The organism is Bacillus sp. S2(2024) (genome assembly GCF_050474045.1).
Taxonomy (GTDB): domain Bacteria; phylum Bacillota; class Bacilli; order Bacillales; family Bacillaceae_G; genus Bacillus_A; species Bacillus_A yunxiaonensis.
In genome coordinates this window covers 1-20,669 of record NZ_JBFLUS010000001.1, presented here as the reverse complement: position 1 = coordinate 20,669, position 20,669 = coordinate 1, and the positions used below count along the sequence as shown (strand labels likewise).

At 33.9% G+C, this 20,669-nt stretch carries 20 protein-coding genes and 2 pseudogenes; 17 read left to right on the top strand and 5 right to left on the bottom strand.

What is annotated here, in order from left to right; genetic code table 11:
* On the top strand, positions 1–532 hold a 532-nt coding region (locus tag AB1284_RS00110), incomplete at its 5' end, for a CamS family sex pheromone protein (protein WP_429761843.1).
* Positions 533–672: 140 nt separating this feature from the next.
* Here the strand turns inward: AB1284_RS00110 and AB1284_RS00105 are convergent.
* The gene (locus AB1284_RS00105) at positions 673–1,245 is read right to left on the bottom strand and encodes a tyrosine-type recombinase/integrase (RefSeq protein ID WP_429761836.1); all 573 of its coding nucleotides are present in this window, start codon (positions 1,243–1,245) and stop codon (positions 673–675) included.
* A gap of 326 nt (positions 1,246–1,571) precedes the next feature.
* On the opposite strand from AB1284_RS00105, the gene AB1284_RS00100 reads away from it, so the two are divergent.
* From AB1284_RS00100 to AB1284_RS00075, 6 genes and pseudogenes are all read left to right on the top strand, one after another.
* Positions 1,572–2,000 (top strand): helix-turn-helix domain-containing protein, encoded by a 429-nt coding sequence (locus tag AB1284_RS00100; protein WP_429761835.1) that lies wholly within the window; start codon positions 1,572–1,574, stop codon positions 1,998–2,000.
* Between the two features lie 245 nt (positions 2,001–2,245).
* Positions 2,246–2,806, top strand: a complete 561-nt coding sequence (locus AB1284_RS00095; RefSeq protein ID WP_429761834.1) for a helix-turn-helix domain-containing protein — start codon at positions 2,246–2,248, stop codon at positions 2,804–2,806.
* Positions 2,807–3,157: 351 nt separating this feature from the next.
* Positions 3,158–3,298: pseudogene (locus AB1284_RS00090) on the top strand (MarR family transcriptional regulator); the annotation flags it as partial.
* 456 nt (positions 3,299–3,754) lie between these two features.
* Positions 3,755–4,234: a hypothetical protein gene (locus AB1284_RS00085; protein ID WP_429761833.1), complete on the top strand. Its 480-nt coding sequence runs from the start codon at positions 3,755–3,757 to the stop codon at positions 4,232–4,234.
* Positions 4,235–4,790: 556 nt separating this feature from the next.
* A complete protein-coding gene (locus AB1284_RS00080; protein WP_429761844.1) occupies positions 4,791–6,257 on the top strand; it encodes a plasmid recombination protein in 1,467 nt (488 codons plus the stop codon).
* A gap of 220 nt (positions 6,258–6,477) precedes the next feature.
* Positions 6,478–7,122 (top strand): MarR family transcriptional regulator, encoded by a 645-nt coding sequence (locus tag AB1284_RS00075; RefSeq protein WP_429761832.1) that lies wholly within the window; start codon positions 6,478–6,480, stop codon positions 7,120–7,122.
* Between the two features lie 884 nt (positions 7,123–8,006).
* Here AB1284_RS00075 and hemB read toward each other — a convergent pair.
* The gene (hemB, locus tag AB1284_RS00070; RefSeq protein WP_429761842.1) at positions 8,007–8,996 is read right to left on the bottom strand and encodes a porphobilinogen synthase; all 990 of its coding nucleotides are present in this window, start codon (positions 8,994–8,996) and stop codon (positions 8,007–8,009) included.
* 515 nt (positions 8,997–9,511) lie between these two features.
* The gene (locus AB1284_RS00065) at positions 9,512–9,904 is read right to left on the bottom strand and encodes a YybH family protein (RefSeq protein WP_429761841.1); all 393 of its coding nucleotides are present in this window, start codon (positions 9,902–9,904) and stop codon (positions 9,512–9,514) included.
* A gap of 147 nt (positions 9,905–10,051) precedes the next feature.
* Here AB1284_RS00065 and AB1284_RS00060 point away from each other — a divergent pair, with 147 nt between their 5' ends.
* From AB1284_RS00060 to AB1284_RS00045, 4 genes are all read left to right on the top strand, one after another.
* The gene (locus tag AB1284_RS00060; RefSeq protein WP_429761840.1) at positions 10,052–10,405 is read left to right on the top strand and encodes a winged helix-turn-helix transcriptional regulator; all 354 of its coding nucleotides are present in this window, start codon (positions 10,052–10,054) and stop codon (positions 10,403–10,405) included.
* Positions 10,406–10,741: 336 nt separating this feature from the next.
* On the top strand, positions 10,742–11,425 hold the full coding sequence (locus AB1284_RS00055; RefSeq protein ID WP_429761839.1) for a MerR family transcriptional regulator: 684 nt from the start codon (positions 10,742–10,744) through the stop codon (positions 11,423–11,425).
* Positions 11,426–11,732: 307 nt separating this feature from the next.
* Positions 11,733–11,954: a hypothetical protein gene (locus AB1284_RS00050; RefSeq protein ID WP_429761838.1), complete on the top strand. Its 222-nt coding sequence runs from the start codon at positions 11,733–11,735 to the stop codon at positions 11,952–11,954.
* 620 nt (positions 11,955–12,574) lie between these two features.
* Positions 12,575–13,612: a CamS family sex pheromone protein gene (locus AB1284_RS00045; protein ID WP_429761837.1), complete on the top strand. Its 1,038-nt coding sequence runs from the start codon at positions 12,575–12,577 to the stop codon at positions 13,610–13,612.
* 140 nt (positions 13,613–13,752) lie between these two features.
* Here AB1284_RS00045 and AB1284_RS00040 read toward each other — a convergent pair whose 3' ends face one another.
* On the bottom strand, positions 13,753–14,325 hold the full coding sequence (locus tag AB1284_RS00040) for a tyrosine-type recombinase/integrase (protein ID WP_429761836.1): 573 nt from the start codon (positions 14,323–14,325) through the stop codon (positions 13,753–13,755).
* Positions 14,326–14,651: 326 nt separating this feature from the next.
* On the opposite strand from AB1284_RS00040, the gene AB1284_RS00035 reads away from it, so the two are divergent.
* The 6 genes and pseudogenes from AB1284_RS00035 to AB1284_RS00010 all read left to right on the top strand — a co-directional run bounded on the left by AB1284_RS00035 (position 14,652) and on the right by AB1284_RS00010 (position 20,202).
* Positions 14,652–15,080: a helix-turn-helix domain-containing protein gene (locus AB1284_RS00035; protein ID WP_429761835.1), complete on the top strand. Its 429-nt coding sequence runs from the start codon at positions 14,652–14,654 to the stop codon at positions 15,078–15,080.
* A gap of 245 nt (positions 15,081–15,325) precedes the next feature.
* A complete protein-coding gene (locus AB1284_RS00030) occupies positions 15,326–15,886 on the top strand; it encodes a helix-turn-helix domain-containing protein (RefSeq protein WP_429761834.1) in 561 nt (186 codons plus the stop codon).
* 351 nt (positions 15,887–16,237) lie between these two features.
* Positions 16,238–16,378, top strand: a pseudogene (locus tag AB1284_RS00025) (MarR family transcriptional regulator); the annotation flags it as partial.
* Positions 16,379–16,834: 456 nt separating this feature from the next.
* Positions 16,835–17,314 (top strand): hypothetical protein, encoded by a 480-nt coding sequence (locus AB1284_RS00020; RefSeq protein ID WP_429761833.1) that lies wholly within the window; start codon positions 16,835–16,837, stop codon positions 17,312–17,314.
* Positions 17,315–17,870: 556 nt separating this feature from the next.
* Complete coding sequence (locus tag AB1284_RS00015) at positions 17,871–19,337, top strand: plasmid recombination protein (RefSeq protein WP_429761844.1); 1,467 nt, start codon at positions 17,871–17,873, stop codon at positions 19,335–19,337.
* A gap of 220 nt (positions 19,338–19,557) precedes the next feature.
* Positions 19,558–20,202: a MarR family transcriptional regulator gene (locus AB1284_RS00010; RefSeq protein WP_429761832.1), complete on the top strand. Its 645-nt coding sequence runs from the start codon at positions 19,558–19,560 to the stop codon at positions 20,200–20,202.
* Positions 20,203–20,456: 254 nt separating this feature from the next.
* Here the strand turns inward: AB1284_RS00010 and AB1284_RS00005 are convergent.
* The coding region (locus AB1284_RS00005; RefSeq protein ID WP_429761831.1) for a hypothetical protein at positions 20,457–20,669 on the bottom strand (213 nt) is incomplete at its 5' end.

The window sequence follows — 20,669 nt, the reverse complement described above, 5'->3', positions numbered from 1 at the left end:
ATTATTAAAAGAATTATATAAGTCTGATGTTACACAAACAGTTCCTATTACTTTTGCTATTTTTAAACAAGAAAGTAAGACTTCTTTAAAAGCAGGTACTATTATTTCAAGTAGCATTGTTGCAAAAGGAGATCAAAAAGTAGGAGAATGGAGTACTGTAAATGAGCAATCTTTTGTTTATCCATCAGAAGAATTGACGAAGATGCATGATAAAGATGTTGAATTGTTAGATGAATTTTCTAAACAAATAAAAGATACAGCAAAAGATCAGAATTTTAGTGTTGGTGTGAGTGCTAAGCTAAATTATAAAGAAAATAAACTTGAAAAGTTAAACATAAGCCTTAATATTGAAATTAATGACAGATCAGAAGCGATTAAGTGGACAGAAGTAGTTACTGACAAAGCAGTAAATCTGTTTAAAAATAATAAAAGTACTAAAATCCAACTAACAATAAAATCTGCACAAAAGAATGAAGCTGTTGTAATTTTAAATAAAAATGGAGATAAACCATTTGTTTATTTTATGGATTAAAATTATAAACTTGCAGAGAGCTATATTTTGTGTATGTCAACGGTAAGCGGAACATAGTGAGCATTAAGGAGTTGACATACAGATTAAAAGTAGGAACCCCCTTTCGTAGAATACGGAAGGGGGTTTTTAGATGAATTTAATTAAATATAAAATGTATCTAGTATATTATCTTTTTCTTCTTTATTGATTCCAATATATTTAAGGGTAATTTGTGGTGTACTGTGATTGAGTATGTCTTGTAACATAGCTACATCTTTTGTTTGTCTATAAAACCAATAGCCGAAGGTTTTGCGCATGGTATGGGTACCAATGGATTCTATACCGGCAAAATCTCCGGCTTTTTGTAATTGTCTATAAGCCTGGATCTTACTAATCGGTTGATCTCCTTTCCGAGAAGGAAATAACCAGGTACTTTCGACAGTTTGGGTATACGAATATACTTCATCAAAAATCGATGTGAGATTAATCATGCGTTCTTTCTTTGTTTTTCCTTCTTTGATTTTGAATTCTTTTCTTTGTTTTCGCTTCAATTTTAAAATGGTTTGGGTTTCTAGTTTAAGTAGATCACTGACACGTAATCCAGTATGAATGCCTGTAAGTAATAAAATATAATCTCGTTCGGAACAGTGACGTTTGAGGGCCCATTTCATATCTTCGATTTGTTCTTTGTTACGGATAGGTTGGATATCAATGAGATGTGGTTTTTTGTTCATGTTTTTTCGACCTCTTTATTTACAGTGTTTTGAATGTATACTTTTGTTGTTCATTTTAAGGATATCAGAAGATTCGGCTTTAGGTTAATGTTTTCAGTGGTTTGAATGTAAACTAATATTTAAAAGTTTACATTCGAGAAAAGTAAAAAAAGGGTCCTATGTTTATGGGATTCTTTTTTTACTTTTTGATAATATTGTATTAATTGAATGTAAAGGGTAACTTAGTGAGGATTTAAATATGTGAACCATTAGTTTACATGTATTAGACTAATGGTTTCTTTATTGATTATGGTTTTATATGTAATGATTTTTTAGAGGTGAATAATATGAATTTAGGTTCGCAATTGAAAAAGTTTCGTGAATCAAAAAGCTTTTCACAAGAAGATGTAGCTCGAAAGGTTGGAGTGACTAGACAAGCTGTTTATAAATGGGAGAGCAATAAAAGTTATCCTGACATTGATAATTTGATTTTACTTAGTGAATTGTATGAAGTAACAATTGATGAGTTAATAAAGGGATCAGAGGATGTTAGAGATGAGTTAGATAAAAAGGATAAGGATGAATGTGAGGACGATGATGATGAAAATGATTTTGGTTTTTTTATAGGTATTGCTCTTATATTTATAGGGATATTTATTGGCAATGAAGGAATTTCTTTATTTATAACTATATTGGGAATGCTAATAATGGTATTTTATGGTGATGTGAAAAAAACGATCATTAATGAATTTAAAATAAAAAGAAGACCGAACTAGATTGTTTTTCTAGTTTGATCTTCTTTTTATTTTATGTAAACAAATATTCAAAAGTTTACTTTCACTTTTTCTTTTAAGTGTGAGTGGGTTAGCTTTTTTGTAACTACCCAGCATTTAAACCTAAAAACAAGGGAAAAAGTAGTATGATAAAACATTTTTACACTTCAAAATCACGTTATTATAAAGAAATTTGGTAGTCTTTAATTAGCCTTAAACTTAATCTCAAACTTAAGGGAGATGTAAAGATGAACCTCGGTAAACAGATACAATATTTTCGTAAACGGGATAATATGTCCCAAGAAGAGTTAGCAGAAAAAATTTATGTTTCCAGACAATCTATTTCTAACTGGGAAAATGAAAGAAACTATCCGGATATTCATAATTTACTAATGATGAGTATTCTCTTTAATGTCTCCCTGGATGATTTAGTTAAAGGAGATGTAAAAATCATGAAAGAAGAACTTCAAAAATCAATTTTTCTTAAGTGGACGTACATCATGACGGCATTAATGATTATACTTCCCATTTCAATCGCACCTGCGTTTTACTTTTTTGGTTATTATGGTCTTATAATGCCTTTAGTACTTTTCAGTTTGCTTATGTTTTCAGCATTGAAGGTTGAAAACATAAAAAAAGAACACAACCTAAAAACTTATCGTCAAATAGTCAATTTTGTAGAAGGGAAATCTGTAAGTAAAGTAAAGCCTAACAAAAAAGACAAGTTATTGAAAATAAGTTTGGTGTTTGCAAGTGCTTTAATTAGTTATGGTTTGGTTTATCTAGGGATGACTATATTCCCTAGATAAACCAAACTGGAAGGTAACATTTTGTTACCTTTTTTATTTCGTCATATAAACGGTAAGTGTCAATGGTAAGCGGACTGGAATGGATCAGCGGTTTTTGCTGATCCATGAAAGGAGCATTAAGGAATTGACACGTGCAACTGATTCTTCAACCTCTTGGCAGTTTCCCAAAACGATACGTTTTGGGGACGCCTACCGGCGAGGGAGCCCCTCAAGGATTGAGGGGTTGGGGAGTTCGATTGAAGGGGGTCTGGGGAAGAGTTCCCCAGCAGGTTTGGACAGAGTCCAAGGTCTTTTTTTGCCATGCTTGCATGGCTCGGCATAGCCGAAAAGCGTCGCAGACCCCTATCTGGTTTTGTAAACCCTAATGTATTATGTCATGCGCCTAAGGATGATATTGATCGAGCGACTCAACAAATTTTTTCCAGGGCATTACGTAATATTAAAATTGAAGGCGATAAGAAAAAACATAAATTACCAATTTATTTATTTTAGATGTCATTTTTCATATTGACATCTTTTGAGAAAATCACTCAAAAATCTCCACTCTCAAAATTAAAAAGTCGGTTTGTTAATCCTCACCTAAAGGCTATCGCCTTTTCTTTTTGATTCTGTCCTTGCAAAATTTTTTTCGGCTCGTGTGCTTTTCTCGCCAAGCCGAAGGACAAAAAGCAATGCAATGGTTCTCGGCTTGGACTAGTAATTATACGAGTCGAACCGCTAGATCATTCGTCCTAGATTTATTCTTATCCGCTATATCGCTACGTTTTAAATCGTGGGGTCTCGGCCCTACACGACGAACCAGCACTCCAAACAAAAAGCAATGGGAATGCACGTTAAAACCAAATTTAAGTAAATACAAAAATCAACAAAAATGTTATTTTTATTGATTTTTGTTATTTTTTGGATTACATTAATACTGTTATATAAAAATATTAAGGAGATGTGTATATGAAAAAAAGTTTGAAAATCTTAATTTCTTTTTTTGCGTTGTTCTTAGTTTTTACAAGTTTTAATATTACATCTGCAAAAGCTGCCAGTATTGATGGAGAGATTGATGGTGGTGATAATGTTTATTGGATTAATGTTAAAAGTACTAAAGCTTTATATGATTCTCCTACTGGTGGAAATCAAATTGGGGCTATCGGTCCTCAACAAATATATAATGACAATGTACATCAGGCTAGACTTCAAGTTAATACATGGTTAGGTTATAAATGGATGCATTATACTACTGAAGACGAAGTTTATTATGATATGAGATTTATTCATTGGCCTAAGAGAACAGTAGATGTTGTTAGAACACAAAATTTATATGATACTGCATATGGTTCAAAAGTAAGTGCAATTGGAGCACAAAATGGTGTTTCTTTAATAAGAGTTGCTTATCAGATTGATAGTTATGTAGGTCCAGCATGGATTAGATATTGATTGTATTAAAGTATTAAATGATATTTTGATAGTTTAAAAACAATAGCTTGATATATTAATTTCTTAATTTGCTGATCGTAGTTGTTTAATTTGACAACTACGATTTTTTGTTTTTAAGGTGAATCTCATAAAGTGATTATGCCGCGAAAGTTTCTTTATAATGAGGGGAACTCTCATGCAAACTACAGAAAGTGGTCCCCTAGCCCCCTAGGGCGGTTTTGCCCCTAGGGGATGGCTTTTGGGAGTTAGAGGGTTTAGAGGCTCGTGGTTAAGAAAACGTGGAATAAATGGCGTTTATTGGAAAAAATCTATCCCACGTTTTTTTTTTTTTTTTTTTTTGAAAGGGGGCTGGGGAATTTTTCCCCAGTAGGCTCGGACAAAGTCCGAGGTTTTTGCCATGGTAGGCATGGCTCGGCGAAGCCGACAAGCGTCGCAGACCCCTATCGATTTTGATGCGTTAGTGTCAAAATACGTATAGGGTTACGTTAATTGACTCCATTTCGTCGCTTTGCTAGACTTATGGTATCAATTAATCTAGGGGAAGTGGGTGAACTTTATGTTGTTCTCTATTTCATTTAACCAGTCCCACCAAAGTTCATTGAGCCATAATAACAGGGAAAACATTCATGGAAATCCTGGCATCGATCCAACCAGGTTAGATAAGAATATTTATTTTGTTCAAAAGGACATCCGAAGTGTATACAAGGATGTCTTTCAAGAAGCGGTGGACAAGTATAACGAGAAACAAAAACGGAATGACCGCAAAATTAAAGATTACTATGACAAGATAAGAAAAGATACAAAGACGCATGAGCAACGAGAATTAGTCGTGGCGATTGGGGAAGGCAAAGACGACTCGAAATATAGGGAAGCCAAAAAGGAGGCGTTAAAACAGTATGCTGAAGCGTTTCAAGAGCGAAATCCAAATTTAGCAGTCTATAACATGGTTTTGCACGATGATGAAGCAAATCCGCATTTACATATTAACTATGTACCGAATTTCGAAAGTAGTCGAGGCTTAACGAGGCGTGTCGGAATGGATAGAGCCTTGCAACAACAAGGCATAGAAGGAAAAGGAACGGAACTGATTGCAAATTGGAGAACACTAGAAACGGCTTATATCGAGGAATTAGCAAAAGAGCATATTCCTGATTTTGAGAGAGCAAATGTAGGATCTCACAAATATATGAAAGTCCGTCAGTATAAGGAATATGCAGAAACGAAATCATTTGTTGAGAATCAAGTACAAGAAAAAGAAACGCAGTTGCAAGTGATGAATTACCATGTAGAAAATGCTGAAGAAAAAGTGAATGAATTGCAAGTAGTGAAAAAGCGTTTGGAAAGTGATGTCGTTGATAAGTCCAAAGAGTTAGAAACAGTGAAACAACAAGTAGAGAGTGAAAATGAGAAGTTGCTGCTGATTGGCCAGCGTTATGTAGAGTTAGAAAAAAGAGCGAATCAAAGGCAAAAAGAATTAGATAGTGTTGCGGATCAAGTACCAAATGAACCTGTTAAAATTCCATTTTTGCGTAAAGAAGTAATAACAGAAGTACAGGATAAAATGTTTGGGAAAGCTGAAATTACGAAGAAAAAGACAAGAAATTATGTGTTATCACCAGAACAATATCAAGAATTAACAAAACAAGTGAATGCAGCGGTTACCATCAAAAAGGATTATGAGCGTTTGAGAAAAACAGATTTTGTGAAAGAGAATGAGAGTTTAAAAGTACATGCAGAGGGATGGATGGAAGAAAATCGAACATTGAAACAAGAAAAAAGTCAGTTGCAAAAAGAAGTTGGTGTATTAAATAGAGAAATAGGATTGTTAAAGGTTCATATAAAGGATTTACAGGCAAACATAAGGGTTTTATATCAACAGACGAAAAAAGTTTTTAAAGAGAAATTTAAGGGGTTTAGAGAGATTATTAAAAATGAGTTGGATAACAAAGGGATAGGTAATCAATTTGAACAGGAACATAAGAAAGAAATGAATAAACATCGAGGGTTTGATATGGAAAGATAGGCGAGTAATGGTGAAAAAGAGAATTGATTTTTAACAGATGGAAACCTTTAACAACACATTTCATGTTATTATATAGAAAGACGTATAAACGAGAAAAACCGCCCAAGCTTTGGACGGCAAGGCGGTTTTTCATAATAAGGTTGGAATCAACCAATATATATTCTATATACATTCTAACATATAAAAGTTGATTCCTTCCACTAAGGGAGAGAATTATTTTATGACAAAAGTTGTAGATTTTGGACAGGCTGAAAAAAAAGCAAGAACGAGAGAGAATCAGATTGAAAATTTTTTAGAACAAGCTAATATTGGTTTGTCAGGGGAACAGCAACAAATATTATTGCAGATTTTGCATAATGCAACTGGTGAGGATTATTTCATTGGGAAGAAGAAAAAACCTAGTGATAGGGTGAAGTTTGTGCAAATGATTACTGAGAATATTGATTATTTATGTGAAATTGGTTATCTGACTCAACCAGAAAAGGCATTTTTGTTTGAGATTTCAAGATTTTTAGAATTTAAATCAAATGTTATTGTTGAAAAAAACGAGGGAAATGATATAAAGCCTAATGCAGCATCTCCTAGTTATTTAGCTAAGAAACTAGGGAAAACAAGAACTTCTATTTCTAAAATGATGAATGAATTGCTTGAAAAAGGGGTTTTAGGGGTTGCAGAAACAGGTGTAACAACTGAAGATGGAAGGACTTGTTCAGCAAGAACTTGGTTTGTAAACCCTAATGTATTATGTAATGCACCTAAAGATGATATTGATCGAGCGACTCAACAAATTTTTTCCAAGGCATTACGTAATATCAAAATCGAAGGGGATAAGAAAAAACATAAATTACCAATTTACTTATTTTAGATGTCATTTTTTATATTGACATCTTTTTTTGTTTATGATTTTACATTTTTTAGGTGTTAAAAAAAATTAACACAGGTGTTAAAAAAAATTAACACCTCATATCTTATAAACCCTTGCTATTACTGACTTTCTTCACTTTGCTTTTCTCACTCTTATATATAGAGCTAAAAGTTCCGCAAGGAACGGGTCGTATTTTTGAGAAAACCACTCAAAAATCTCCACCCTCAAAATCAAAAAAGTCGGTTCGTTGATCCTCACCTAAAGGCTAACGCCTTTTCTTTTTGATTTTGTCCTTGCAAAACTTTTTTCGGCTCGTGTGCTTTTTTCGCCAAGCCGACAGACAAAAAGCAAAGTAATAGTTCTCGACTTGAACTAGCAAGTATACGAGCCGAACCGCTTAGATCATTCGTACCAAAATAGTTCTTATTTAAAAAATAGATACGTAATACGTGGGGTTTCGCCCCCACACGACGAGCCAGCACTCTAGCCAAAAAGCAATGGAAGACCAAAAGATAAAAACAAAGAGGGAAAATCCCTCTTTGTTTTGCTCGCCCTGTTAAGGGGCAAGCTACGGGTGTGTGACCACACACCCCAAAAACGGTGTTTTTGACTTGGTAGGAGATTCCTACAACCTGTACCGTTTTTTCAGTCTCGAAATTTCATTTTCTTATCCTAAAAGGGTTGTCGCCTTGCTCGATTTTTAGTAAACAGGGGTATAACTAATATTTTGGAAAAAAACATGATTAGCAAAAAATACAATAAGCCGCCCATCATATTGATGTGGACGGCTTATTTACATAAAATTCGAAAGCGGAAGTTAAATTTAAACCATATATTAGGTGTAAAAAAAGCACCTAATCATAATACTAGGTGCTTTTTTTACACTACTCTTTACTTTGTATTTTACGGGCAGCATCTACTGCAAAATAAGTGAGAATACCATCACACCCTCCACGCTTAAATGCAAGTAAAGTCTCTATAATCACTTCATCTGGATTTAGCCAACCTTTTTCAAAAGACGCCATCATCATAGAATATTCTCCGCTCACTTGATAAGCAAAAGTAGGAACAGAAAACTTAGTTTTTACACGTTGAACAATATCTAAGTAAGGTAGGCCTGGTTTTATCATTATCATATCAGCGCCTTCTTTTATATCTAGTTCTACTTCACGTAAAGCCTCGTCCGAGTTTGCAGGATCCATTTGATACGTTTTTTTATCCCCTTTAAGTCTCTCACTTGAATTTAAGGCATCACGGAAAGGACCATAATAGCTAGAGGCATATTTTGCTGCATACGACATTATTCTAGTGTTGTGTAAATTCTCTTTATCTAAGGCAATTCGAATGGCAAATATGCGACCATCCATCATATCAGATGGAGCAACAACATCTATTCCAGACTTTGCTAATATTAATGCCTGTTGAACCAACACACGAACACTTTCGTCATTATCAACATAACCATTAACAAGTATTCCATCATGTCCGTGATCTGTATAAGGATCTAAAGCTACATCCCCAATTAAACCGACATTTGGGTATGCCTCCTTAAGTAGTTTTGCTGCCTGACAGATTATATTATTCGAATTTAACGCCTCAGTTCCAATTGAATCTTTTTTACTGTCTGGAATAACTGGAAATAAAGCAATTGCTGGAATCCCTAATTCTACAGCTTCTTTTACATGTTGAACTAAACAATCTAAACCGACTCGAAATTGACCTGGCATAGAATTAATTTCTTCTACTCCTGCCTCTTCTTTTACAAATATTGGCCAAATTAAATCATTAACTGTTAATTCATGCTGGGCAATTAAACGACGATTCCAATCGTCCTTTCGATTTCTTCTCATACGGATTATTGGGAAGTTTTCCATTTCTATATCAATCCTCCATTAATTATTTAGATAAAATCTATCTAAACAAACTATTTAAGTATATATTAGTATTCCTTACTAGTACATAAAAGGCTACCATCACTGATTAACTTAGGAAATTAGAAAAGAATAAGTCCTTTGAGAAGCGCTAGATTTATGAATATCCTATACAAAATTAGTTTACATAACCTATCATTATCGGTAGTCCCTTATCTCCACCGTCCCCATGATATCAACATTTCTTAGAATATCTGAAATTACACAAAATACCTTTACATGAAAAAAGAGCCACTTTTAATGGCTCTTTTTGTATTTTTTAACTAGGAGTCCTGCCTCATTACCATCAAACTGACAAAAATAAATACTTCATAGCAATCACAAAATTTTCGTTTTTGGGATACTATAAAACTTTAACTTGATGGGGATGTGGCGGTATCCCAAATAGTTGTTTATTTTTATTATTTTTTTATGTTACGGTGAACCTATTCATAAGAAGTGGCAAGCTTACTTCTTTATTAAACACCATGTTCCGTTTCTCTCAACAGATCCGCGCCAAAAGGATGATCCACAATATACAGCCAGCTACCATCTACCTGCTTTCGTATAATCTCCGAAGTATGTCCTTGCATTTGTATTGGGCTCCTATCAGCACCTACTGTATGAAGGGTGAAATGGGCACGTAATAAAGCGATATTTTCAAAAGAAATACAGTATATGTTTTTGGATACCATGGTACCTTGTAGTTGCAATAAATCTTCTAGTGTTTTATGAATATGATTGATTCCTTGTTCTTTGCCCCCACTTGGGTTAATCAGAATAGCACTTGGTTCGTATAAAGCAAGCAGGTTGGTTATGTCTCCAGAATTATATGCTTCAGCAAATGCAGCATTCATATCTTCCGGATTCATAACCGGCCTTTTTCGAAAGGATAATACCATAAGATCACTTCTTTCTATATAATGGTTATATCTCTAGCTTATCTAAGCTCTCGTACTTATGTAAGTACGCAGAAAATGATGACATAGTCATAAAAATCTAACCATATGGAGGTTGAGATGCCGTATCAGGATGATATATTTGGTTGCCCAGTAGAAGTAGGTCTGCATATGATTAGTGGCAAGTGGAAAACTCAGATTATTTATGAATTGTTTCAGCAAACCAGACGATTTGGTGAACTTCACCGGTTAATTCCGCATGTCTCCAGGCATGTTCTGACTGTGCAGTTGCGGGAACTGGAGAAGAGTGGTATTGTGCAGCGAACAGTATTCCCGTCTGTTCCACCAAAGGTAGAATATGCGTTAACAGATTTTGGAAAAAGTTTGGAACCAATTCTTGAACAAATGATAGTAGTGGGCGAACATTACATCACTTTGCGTAAGAAAGAAATGAAAAATGACACGGAATGTTAAAGCTTGCCGTTACTTTTTTGAGTAAAAACGGTCACTCAGTATTAGGTTTCTATTTTACTTTCCATAGAAAGTCATGGAGAGGGTATCCCCAGTTCCGTTAATTATTTTCCTAACATGTCCCTCCCCTTACCCCAAGAGATTCTTAGGTGCTGCTATTCCAAGTTCTTCACACCTTCCATGGTCTTCGCCTATATGCTCAAGGCTGGACTTCTCTTTAGCCATCAAGGGTGGGTTCTTTTGACGAGACGGCAGGATTCACTTTATGTTACAACCTAAGAGCGAGATCAAGAGCGGATAGAGAGCGTTTTATGCTATTCTAAAGAGCGAGGTGATAGCGTGGAAAGATACGAATATGTCTTGCTAAATAAAGAGATGAGCGAGCGGCTAGGTATCGGAATAAGCACTTTAAGAAAGTGGGCTGCCGCGCTAGAAAAGAACGGGTATGGCTGGGAAAAGAATGAAGATGGAACCCGCTACTATACCCGCTATGATGAAGAAACACTTATTTTGTTTAAAACTTTAGTACAGGAACAAAAATTTAATTTGGAACAAGCTGCAAAGGTTATTGTATCAAGACGTCAAGGTGGACGCTCCTTAGAAAGAGCGGGGGGCGCTCTTCAAGAAAATAAAAAGGAATCCCAAAACGAAGCCCATTCTGATACCCACTCTTTAAATCCTATATCAGCCGAACCATCTGTTTTAACAGAAGAAGCTATACAATCATTAATGAATTATGTAAAAGATCAAGAACAACTTAACAGAAGTCTTATAGAGAAAATCCAAGAAATGGAGCAAGAGCGACGCTCTTATCACGCTCTGTTAAAAAAAATTGAAGAAGAACGTAAAACAGATCGCGAGCTCCTTAAACAAGTCGGACAACAATTAAAAAGACAAGAAGAGCGAGCAGATGAAAGAGATAAAATGCTGATGGAAAATATACGGAGTATCCAACAACTTGCCGCAGTCAAAGAAGAAGAGAGAAAAAAGAAAGGGTTCTTCTCTAACTTGTTCGGTAAATAACTGAATTTCAATTACTGTACATGAAATTTTAAAAGAACAAATAATATGCAGGATTTTATACAGTTTTTCGGTAAAACCGGCAACAAACCAGAAGCCGAAAACCCTCGCCATGGCGGGAATGTATAAAATCCTGCATATTTCATACTATCAAATAATAAGAGAAATCCTTGATATAAAAAGGTTTATACGAAAAACTTGCTTCCCATAATGTTACGTTATGTTAACCCCACATGTATAGGATATACATCCAATATTTATAACAACCCTCCTCTTCCAAATGGTACCATTAAGGAAGAGGAGGGTTGTTATGAGGGAAAAGAATTTTGGAAACTTGTTTGTATGTTTAGTGATTATTTTGGGATTATCGGCTTGTCAAAAATACAACGGTGAATATGTACAATGGGGCGACACTGCAGAAAGCGTTGATATAGATAAGCTGGAAAGAAACGATATACCATATAAAATCAAGGACAATAAAGTCTATATTCCTGAAGATGCGTTTGATAAGGCGACATTTTGTTGTACATAAGAAATGCTGTGAGCATCTTCTTTTTTTATAAGGAGGGGGTTGCTGTTTATCCTTTTCTTTAGGTTATTAGCATATAGTGAAAACAAAAGAAAAAGGCGGTGTATCGCTTGAGAATACTTCTATTTATAGCAGGACTTCTCTTAATTACATTCGGTTGTTTCACTCTTAGCTCTTTCAGCTTCCAAGGTAATAATGGATCAGTAGCTGTGGCTGTGATTGCTGACCCTGCTGTATCCTATGGACTTTTGGGAGTTGGGATACTCCTGATAGTAGGAGCTGTATTCCTGAAGAAAAAGAAAAGACCTCGCATAGAATAATAAGTTACTTCAGACTTCGAATTTTACGTCAACTAGCCTCTACAAAAGAAGCTAGTTTTTTTGCTTAGCGTGGTTTTTTTTCGAAATGCTGGCGGTACCCCTACTGATACAAGGATTTCTACCTTAATGTTGTAAATACGCAAAATTTTGATGTTATCTTAATTATAAAAATATAACATTTATGGACTTTTAAGGAATTATTTTATATTTAATAATATGATATCCTGTTTACTAAATATGCTTAAGGATACATTTTATGGTATAAGTTAATTTGATAGTTAAAGTTAAAGGTGGTTATTAGAATTGAAGCAAATAGTATTATTTATAATAAGTTTAATATTAATATTAACTGGCTGTAGTATGAGAACGAATAAAGAAGACCAGATAATTAAAAAGGATGGAAATACTAAGAAGGAAAAAAGTATTATTCCTAAATATTCAATTTCTAATGAGTATTATCAAATGGTAATACCTTTAAAAGAACAAAAAATTGTGGGAACAATTAATGAAAAAACTAATTCTAAATTAAATGTTGATGAATTTGAAACAGGATTAATGAATATTGCTTTAAAGCAATTTGATACAAAAAAATATTATTTTCAAAGAAGTGAATATTTGTCATTAAAAGCGTTAGAAAAAATAATAACAGGACAAGAAACTCCTTATGTATCTAATATTATTGAACATGATTATTTTACTAAAAAAGATAATAATAGATTGGAATTAGGGGGAATCGTAGTTGGTTTAGCTATGACTTCAAATTATTCTAATGAAGAAATACTTAATAAAGGTAATGAAATAGCTAATGAATTATTAAAAGAATTATATAAGTCTGATGTTACACAAACAGTTCCTATTACTTTTGCTATTTTTAAACAAGAAAGTAAGACTTCTTTAAAAGCAGGTACTATTATTTCAAGTAGCATTGTTGCAAAAGGAGATCAAAAAGTAGGAGAATGGAGTACTGTAAATGAGCAATCTTTTGTTTATCCATCAGAAGAATTGACGAAGATGCATGATAAAGATGTTGAATTGTTAGATGAATTTTCTAAACAAATAAAAGATACAGCAAAAGATCAGAATTTTAGTGTTGGTGTGAGTGCTAAGCTAAATTATAAAGAAAATAAACTTGAAAAGTTAAACATAAGCCTTAATATTGAAATTAATGACAGATCAGAAGCGATTAAGTGGACAGAAGTAGTTACTGACAAAGCAGTAAATCTGTTTAAAAATAATAAAAGTACTAAAATCCAACTAACAATAAAATCTGCACAAAAGAATGAAGCTGTTGTAATTTTAAATAAAAATGGAGATAAACCATTTGTTTATTTTATGGATTAAAATTATAAACTTGCAGAGAGCTATATTTTGTGTATGTCAACGGTAAGCGGAACATAGTGAGCATTAAGGAGTTGACATACAGATTAAAAGTAGGAACCCCCTTTCGTAGAATACGGAAGGGGGTTTTTAGATGAATTTAATTAAATATAAAATGTATCTAGTATATTATCTTTTTCTTCTTTATTGATTCCAATATATTTAAGGGTAATTTGTGGTGTACTGTGATTGAGTATGTCTTGTAACATAGCTACATCTTTTGTTTGTCTATAAAACCAATAGCCGAAGGTTTTGCGCATGGTATGGGTACCAATGGATTCTATACCGGCAAAATCTCCGGCTTTTTGTAATTGTCTATAAGCCTGGATCTTACTAATCGGTTGATCTCCTTTCCGAGAAGGAAATAACCAGGTACTTTCGACAGTTTGGGTATACGAATATACTTCATCAAAAATCGATGTGAGATTAATCATGCGTTCTTTCTTTGTTTTTCCTTCTTTGATTTTGAATTCTTTTCTTTGTTTTCGCTTCAATTTTAAAATGGTTTGGGTTTCTAGTTTAAGTAGATCACTGACACGTAATCCAGTATGAATGCCTGTAAGTAATAAAATATAATCTCGTTCGGAACAGTGACGTTTGAGGGCCCATTTCATATCTTCGATTTGTTCTTTGTTACGGATAGGTTGGATATCAATGAGATGTGGTTTTTTGTTCATGTTTTTTCGACCTCTTTATTTACAGTGTTTTGAATGTATACTTTTGTTGTTCATTTTAAGGATATCAGAAGATTCGGCTTTAGGTTAATGTTTTCAGTGGTTTGAATGTAAACTAATATTTAAAAGTTTACATTCGAGAAAAGTAAAAAAAGGGTCCTATGTTTATGGGATTCTTTTTTTACTTTTTGATAATATTGTATTAATTGAATGTAAAGGGTAACTTAGTGAGGATTTAAATATGTGAACCATTAGTTTACATGTATTAGACTAATGGTTTCTTTATTGATTATGGTTTTATATGTAATGATTTTTTAGAGGTGAATAATATGAATTTAGGTTCGCAATTGAAAAAGTTTCGTGAATCAAAAAGCTTTTCACAAGAAGATGTAGCTCGAAAGGTTGGAGTGACTAGACAAGCTGTTTATAAATGGGAGAGCAATAAAAGTTATCCTGACATTGATAATTTGATTTTACTTAGTGAATTGTATGAAGTAACAATTGATGAGTTAATAAAGGGATCAGAGGATGTTAGAGATGAGTTAGATAAAAAGGATAAGGATGAATGTGAGGACGATGATGATGAAAATGATTTTGGTTTTTTTATAGGTATTGCTCTTATATTTATAGGGATATTTATTGGCAATGAAGGAATTTCTTTATTTATAACTATATTGGGAATGCTAATAATGGTATTTTATGGTGATGTGAAAAAAACGATCATTAATGAATTTAAAATAAAAAGAAGACCGAACTAGATTGTTTTTCTAGTTTGATCTTCTTTTTATTTTATGTAAACAAATATTCAAAAGTTTACTTTCACTTTTTCTTTTAAGTGTGAGTGGGTTAGCTTTTTTGTAACTACCCAGCATTTAAACCTAAAAACAAGGGAAAAAGTAGTATGATAAAACATTTTTACACTTCAAAATCACGTTATTATAAAGAAATTTGGTAGTCTTTAATTAGCCTTAAACTTAATCTCAAACTTAAGGGAGATGTAAAGATGAACCTCGGTAAACAGATACAATATTTTCGTAAACGGGATAATATGTCCCAAGAAGAGTTAGCAGAAAAAATTTATGTTTCCAGACAATCTATTTCTAACTGGGAAAATGAAAGAAACTATCCGGATATTCATAATTTACTAATGATGAGTATTCTCTTTAATGTCTCCCTGGATGATTTAGTTAAAGGAGATGTAAAAATCATGAAAGAAGAACTTCAAAAATCAATTTTTCTTAAGTGGACGTACATCATGACGGCATTAATGATTATACTTCCCATTTCAATCGCACCTGCGTTTTACTTTTTTGGTTATTATGGTCTTATAATGCCTTTAGTACTTTTCAGTTTGCTTATGTTTTCAGCATTGAAGGTTGAAAACATAAAAAAAGAACACAACCTAAAAACTTATCGTCAAATAGTCAATTTTGTAGAAGGGAAATCTGTAAGTAAAGTAAAGCCTAACAAAAAAGACAAGTTATTGAAAATAAGTTTGGTGTTTGCAAGTGCTTTAATTAGTTATGGTTTGGTTTATCTAGGGATGACTATATTCCCTAGATAAACCAAACTGGAAGGTAACATTTTGTTACCTTTTTTATTTCGTCATATAAACGGTAAGTGTCAATGGTAAGCGGACTGGAATGGATCAGCGGTTTTTGCTGATCCATGAAAGGAGCATTAAGGAATTGACACGTGCAACTGATTCTTCAACCTCTTGGCAGTTTCCCAAAACGATACGTTTTGGGGACGCCTACCGGCGAGGGAGCCCCTCAAGGATTGAGGGGTTGGGGAGTTCGATTGAAGGGGGTCTGGGGAAGAGTTCCCCAGCAGGTTTGGACAGAGTCCAAGGTCTTTTTTTGCCATGCTTGCATGGCTCGGCATAGCCGAAAAGCGTCGCAGACCCCTATCTGGTTTTGTAAACCCTAATGTATTATGTCATGCGCCTAAGGATGATATTGATCGAGCGACTCAACAAATTTTTTCCAGGGCATTACGTAATATTAAAATTGAAGGCGATAAGAAAAAACATAAATTACCAATTTATTTATTTTAGATGTCATTTTTCATATTGACATCTTTTGAGAAAATCACTCAAAAATCTCCACTCTCAAAATTAAAAAGTCGGTTTGTTAATCCTCACCTAAAGGCTATCGCCTTTTCTTTTTGATTCTGTCCTTGCAAAATTTTTTTCGGCTCGTGTGCTTTTCTCGCCAAGCCGAAGGACAAAAAGCAATGCAATGGTTCTCGGCTTGGACTAGTAATTATACGAGTCGAACCGCTAGATCATTCGTCCTAGATTTATTCTTATCCGCTATATCGCTACGTTTTAAATCGTGGGGTCTCGGCCCTACACGACGAACCAGCACTCCAAACAAAAAGCAATGGGAATGCACGTTAAAACCAAATTTAAGTAAATACAAAAATCAACAAAAATGTTATTTTTATTGATTTTTGTTATTTTTTGGATTACATTAATACTGTTATATAAAAATATTAAGGAGATGTGTATATGAAAAAAAGTTTGAAAATCTTAATTTCTTTTTTTGCGTTGTTCTTAGTTTTTACAAGTTTTAATATTACATCTGCAAAAGCTGCCAGTATTGATGGAGAGATTGATGGTGGTGATAATGTTTATTGGATTAATGTTAAAAGTACTAAAGCTTTATATGATTCTCCTACTGGTGGAAATCAAATTGGGGCTATCGGTCCTCAACAAATATATAATGACAATGTACATCAGGCTAGACTTCAAGTTAATACATGGTTAGGTTATAAATGGATGCATTATACTACTGAAGACGAAGTTTATTATGATATGAGATTTATTCATTGGCCTAAGAGAACAGTAGATGTTGTTAGAACACAAAATTTATATGATACTGCATATGGTTCAAAAGTAAGTGCAATTGGAGCACAAAATGGTGTTTCTTTAATAAGAGTTGCTTATCAGATTGATAGTTATGTAGGTCCAGCATGGATTAGATATTGATTGTATTAAAGTATTAAATGATATTTTGATAGTTTAAAAACAATAGCTTGATATATTAATTTCTTAATTTGCTGATCGTAGTTGTTTAATTTGACAACTACGATTTTTTGTTTTTAAGGTGAATCTCATAAAGTGATTATGCCGCGAAAGTTTCTTTATAATGAGGGGAACTCTCATGCAAACTACAGAAAGTGGTCCCCTAGCCCCCTAGGGCGGTTTTGCCCCTAGGGGATGGCTTTTGGGAGTTAGAGGGTTTAGAGGCTCGTGGTTAAGAAAACGTGGAATAAATGGCGTTTATTGGAAAAAATCTATCCCACGTTTTTTTTTTTTTTTTTTTTTGAAAGGGGGCTGGGGAATTTTTCCCCAGTAGGCTCGGACAAAGTCCGAGGTTTTTGCCATGGTAGGCATGGCTCGGCGAAGCCGACAAGCGTCGCAGACCCCTATCGATTTTGATGCGTTAGTGTCAAAATACGTATAGGGTTACGTTAATTGACTCCATTTCGTCGCTTTGCTAGACTTATGGTATCAATTAATCTAGGGGAAGTGGGTGAACTTTATGTTGTTCTCTATTTCATTTAACCAGTCCCACCAAAGTTCATTGAGCCATAATAACAGGGAAAACATTCATGGAAATCCTGGCATCGATCCAACCAGGTTAGATAAGAATATTTATTTTGTTCAAAAGGACATCCGAAGTGTATACAAGGATGTCTTTCAAGAAGCGGTGGACAAGTATAACGAGAAACAAAAACGGAATGACCGCAAAATTAAAGATTACTATGACAAGATAAGAAAAGATACAAAGACGCATGAGCAACGAGAATTAGTCGTGGCGATTGGGGAAGGCAAAGACGACTCGAAATATAGGGAAGCCAAAAAGGAGGCGTTAAAACAGTATGCTGAAGCGTTTCAAGAGCGAAATCCAAATTTAGCAGTCTATAACATGGTTTTGCACGATGATGAAGCAAATCCGCATTTACATATTAACTATGTACCGAATTTCGAAAGTAGTCGAGGCTTAACGAGGCGTGTCGGAATGGATAGAGCCTTGCAACAACAAGGCATAGAAGGAAAAGGAACGGAACTGATTGCAAATTGGAGAACACTAGAAACGGCTTATATCGAGGAATTAGCAAAAGAGCATATTCCTGATTTTGAGAGAGCAAATGTAGGATCTCACAAATATATGAAAGTCCGTCAGTATAAGGAATATGCAGAAACGAAATCATTTGTTGAGAATCAAGTACAAGAAAAAGAAACGCAGTTGCAAGTGATGAATTACCATGTAGAAAATGCTGAAGAAAAAGTGAATGAATTGCAAGTAGTGAAAAAGCGTTTGGAAAGTGATGTCGTTGATAAGTCCAAAGAGTTAGAAACAGTGAAACAACAAGTAGAGAGTGAAAATGAGAAGTTGCTGCTGATTGGCCAGCGTTATGTAGAGTTAGAAAAAAGAGCGAATCAAAGGCAAAAAGAATTAGATAGTGTTGCGGATCAAGTACCAAATGAACCTGTTAAAATTCCATTTTTGCGTAAAGAAGTAATAACAGAAGTACAGGATAAAATGTTTGGGAAAGCTGAAATTACGAAGAAAAAGACAAGAAATTATGTGTTATCACCAGAACAATATCAAGAATTAACAAAACAAGTGAATGCAGCGGTTACCATCAAAAAGGATTATGAGCGTTTGAGAAAAACAGATTTTGTGAAAGAGAATGAGAGTTTAAAAGTACATGCAGAGGGATGGATGGAAGAAAATCGAACATTGAAACAAGAAAAAAGTCAGTTGCAAAAAGAAGTTGGTGTATTAAATAGAGAAATAGGATTGTTAAAGGTTCATATAAAGGATTTACAGGCAAACATAAGGGTTTTATATCAACAGACGAAAAAAGTTTTTAAAGAGAAATTTAAGGGGTTTAGAGAGATTATTAAAAATGAGTTGGATAACAAAGGGATAGGTAATCAATTTGAACAGGAACATAAGAAAGAAATGAATAAACATCGAGGGTTTGATATGGAAAGATAGGCGAGTAATGGTGAAAAAGAGAATTGATTTTTAACAGATGGAAACCTTTAACAACACATTTCATGTTATTATATAGAAAGACGTATAAACGAGAAAAACCGCCCAAGCTTTGGACGGCAAGGCGGTTTTTCATAATAAGGTTGGAATCAACCAATATATATTCTATATACATTCTAACATATAAAAGTTGATTCCTTCCACTAAGGGAGAGAATTATTTTATGACAAAAGTTGTAGATTTTGGACAGGCTGAAAAAAAAGCAAGAACGAGAGAGAATCAGATTGAAAATTTTTTAGAACAAGCTAATATTGGTTTGTCAGGGGAACAGCAACAAATATTATTGCAGATTTTGCATAATGCAACTGGTGAGGATTATTTCATTGGGAAGAAGAAAAAACCTAGTGATAGGGTGAAGTTTGTGCAAATGATTACTGAGAATATTGATTATTTATGTGAAATTGGTTATCTGACTCAACCAGAAAAGGCATTTTTGTTTGAGATTTCAAGATTTTTAGAATTTAAATCAAATGTTATTGTTGAAAAAAACGAGGGAAATGATATAAAGCCTAATGCAGCATCTCCTAGTTATTTAGCTAAGAAACTAGGGAAAACAAGAACTTCTATTTCTAAAATGATGAATGAATTGCTTGAAAAAGGGGTTTTAGGGGTTGCAGAAACAGGTGTAACAACTGAAGATGGAAGGACTTGTTCAGCAAGAACTTGGTTTGTAAACCCTAATGTATTATGTAATGCACCTAAAGATGATATTGATCGAGCGACTCAACAAATTTTTTCCAAGGCATTACGTAATATCAAAATCGAAGGGGATAAGAAAAAACATAAATTACCAATTTACTTATTTTAGATGTCATTTTTTATATTGACATCTTTTTTTGTTTATGATTTTACATTTTTTAGGTGTTAAAAAAAATTAACACAGGTGTTAAAAAAAATTAACACCTCATATCTTATAAACCCTTGCTATTACTGACTTTCTTCACTTTGCTTTTCTCACTCTTATATATAGAGCTAAAAGTTCCGCAAGGAACGGGTCGTATTTTTGAGAAAACCACTCAAAAATCTCCACCCTCAAAATCAAAAAAGTCGGTTCGTTGATCCTCACCTAAAGGCTAACGCCTTTTCTTTTTGATTTTGTCCTTGCAAAACTTTTTTCGGCTCGTGTGCTTTTTTCGCCAAGCCGACAGACAAAAAGCAAAGTAATAGTTCTCGACTTGAACTAGCAAGTATACGAGCCGAACCGCTTAGATCATTCGTACCAAAATAGTTCTTATTTAAAAAATAGATACGTAATACGTGGGGTTTCGCCCCCAC

Excerpts from the sequence above, each read along its gene's own strand:
- AB1284_RS00080 (WP_429761844.1), top strand. The coding sequence starts at position 4,791 with ATGTTGTTCTCTATTTCATTTAACCAGTCCCACCAAAGTTCATTGAGC.
- hemB (WP_429761842.1), bottom strand. The coding sequence starts at position 8,996 with ATGGAAAACTTCCCAATAATCCGTATGAGAAGAAATCGAAAGGACGAT.
- AB1284_RS00095 (WP_429761834.1), top strand. The coding sequence starts at position 2,246 with ATGAACCTCGGTAAACAGATACAATATTTTCGTAAACGGGATAATATG.
- AB1284_RS00085 (WP_429761833.1), top strand. The coding sequence starts at position 3,755 with ATGAAAAAAAGTTTGAAAATCTTAATTTCTTTTTTTGCGTTGTTCTTA.
- AB1284_RS00030 (WP_429761834.1), top strand. The coding sequence starts at position 15,326 with ATGAACCTCGGTAAACAGATACAATATTTTCGTAAACGGGATAATATG.
- AB1284_RS00035 (WP_429761835.1), top strand. The coding sequence starts at position 14,652 with ATGAATTTAGGTTCGCAATTGAAAAAGTTTCGTGAATCAAAAAGCTTT.
- AB1284_RS00040 (WP_429761836.1), bottom strand. The coding sequence starts at position 14,325 with ATGAACAAAAAACCACATCTCATTGATATCCAACCTATCCGTAACAAA.
- AB1284_RS00100 (WP_429761835.1), top strand. The coding sequence starts at position 1,572 with ATGAATTTAGGTTCGCAATTGAAAAAGTTTCGTGAATCAAAAAGCTTT.
- AB1284_RS00010 (WP_429761832.1), top strand. The coding sequence starts at position 19,558 with ATGACAAAAGTTGTAGATTTTGGACAGGCTGAAAAAAAAGCAAGAACG.
- AB1284_RS00105 (WP_429761836.1), bottom strand. The coding sequence starts at position 1,245 with ATGAACAAAAAACCACATCTCATTGATATCCAACCTATCCGTAACAAA.
- AB1284_RS00075 (WP_429761832.1), top strand. The coding sequence starts at position 6,478 with ATGACAAAAGTTGTAGATTTTGGACAGGCTGAAAAAAAAGCAAGAACG.
- AB1284_RS00015 (WP_429761844.1), top strand. The coding sequence starts at position 17,871 with ATGTTGTTCTCTATTTCATTTAACCAGTCCCACCAAAGTTCATTGAGC.
- AB1284_RS00050 (WP_429761838.1), top strand. The coding sequence starts at position 11,733 with ATGAGGGAAAAGAATTTTGGAAACTTGTTTGTATGTTTAGTGATTATT.
- AB1284_RS00020 (WP_429761833.1), top strand. The coding sequence starts at position 16,835 with ATGAAAAAAAGTTTGAAAATCTTAATTTCTTTTTTTGCGTTGTTCTTA.
- AB1284_RS00065 (WP_429761841.1), bottom strand. The coding sequence starts at position 9,904 with ATGAATCCGGAAGATATGAATGCTGCATTTGCTGAAGCATATAATTCT.
- AB1284_RS00060 (WP_429761840.1), top strand. The coding sequence starts at position 10,052 with ATGCCGTATCAGGATGATATATTTGGTTGCCCAGTAGAAGTAGGTCTG.